This is a genomic window from Mesorhizobium sp. M7A.F.Ca.CA.004.06.1.1 (genome assembly GCF_003999135.1).
Lineage (GTDB): Bacteria > Pseudomonadota > Alphaproteobacteria > Rhizobiales > Rhizobiaceae > Mesorhizobium.
In genome coordinates this window covers 1-1,525 of sequence record NZ_RZPQ01001062.1, presented here as the reverse complement: position 1 = coordinate 1,525, position 1,525 = coordinate 1, and the positions used below count along the sequence as shown (strand labels likewise).

Annotated in this window: 1 protein-coding gene; it reads left to right on the top strand. The window is 61.6% G+C overall.

Features of this window, described 5'->3' with window-relative positions; genetic code table 11:
• On the top strand, positions 1 to 1,525 hold a 1,525-nt coding region (locus EN906_RS33825; protein WP_127375761.1), incomplete at both ends, for an MFS transporter.

Here is a 1,525-nt window from a genome sequence, read left to right as displayed (position 1 = left end):
TCCTCGTCACCATGACGATCATGGGCCTGTCGACCTTCCTGGTCGGCTTGCTGCCTGGCTATGCGACCTTGGGCATCGCCGCTCCGGTGATCCTGATCATCCTGCGCATGCTGCAGGGTCTGGCACTGGGTGGCGAATATGGCGGCGCGGCCACTTACGTCGCCGAACATGCGCCGGACAACCGGCGCGGCTACTACACCTCGTGGATCCAGACCACGGCGACGCTGGGCCTGTTCCTGTCGCTGGTTGTGATCCTGATCGTACAGGCTTCATTGAGCAAGGAAAACTATGCTGCCTGGGGCTGGCGTATTCCGTTCCTCGTATCCTTCCTGCTGCTAGGCATCTCGATCTGGATCCGGCTTTCGCTTTCCGAATCGCCGACCTTCCAGCGCATGAAGGATGAGGGCAAGGGCTCCAAGGCGCCGCTGACGGAAGCCTTCGGTCAATGGAAGAATGCCAAGATCGCACTGCTGGCGCTGCTCGGCCTCACCGCCGGTCAGGCCGTGGTCTGGTATAACGGCCAGTTCTATGCGCTGTTCTTCCTGACCAACGTGCTCAAGGTCGACGCGCAATCGGTCAACATCATGATCGCGATCGCCCTGGCAGTAGGCTCGATCTTCTTCGTCGTCTTCGGCTGGCTCTCCGACAAGATCGGCCGCAAGCCGATCATCATGGCGGGCCTTGCCTTAGCGATTGTATGCACCTTCCCGCTGTTCAAGGCACTGACCTGGGCTGCCAATCCGGCGCTTGCCACAGCCCAGCAGAACACGCGGGCGACGGTGACGGCGGCACCTGGAGATTGCAAGTTCCAGTTCAATCCGGTGGGTACCGCGAAGTTCACGACATCCTGCGATATCGCGACCTCGTTCCTGACCAAGAACTCGGTTCCCTATGACGTCGTGTCGACGGCCGCCGCCGGCACACCCGCATCTGTCAAGATCGGCAACGAGACGGTCGAGTCCTATGACGCCATCGCCGCCGGCGATCAGGCCAAGGCCAAGGAAACCGCCTTCATCAAGGCCGTCAACATGTCGCTGCAGGACGGCGGCTATCCGCTGAAGCGCGCGGCAGCCAAGGTTGCGGACCAGAAGCTCGATGCGTTTGTTGCCGCCAACCCGGAACTGAAGCTGGATGCCGCTGCCATCCGTGCCGGTGAGAAGGCGACGGTGCCGATCGACCAGGCAGTCAAGGACAAGCTGCTGACCACCGACGAGGCGGCGGGCGCACCCGAAGTCACCGTCTACAACATTCCGGGTGGTGGCGCGTTCGCCATGTTCGCCGATCCTGCAGCAGTGAACTGGCCAATGACGATCGGCATCCTGTTCATCCTGGTGCTGTTCGTGACCATGGTCTATGGGCCGATCGCGGCGATCCTGGTCGAGATGTTCCCGACCCGCATTCGCTACACCGGCATGTCGTTGCCCTATCACATCGGCAATGGCTGGTTCGGCGGCCTGCTGCCGGCAACCGTGTTCGCGCTCAGCGCCTATAAGGGCGACATCTACTATGGCCTTTGGTATCCGGT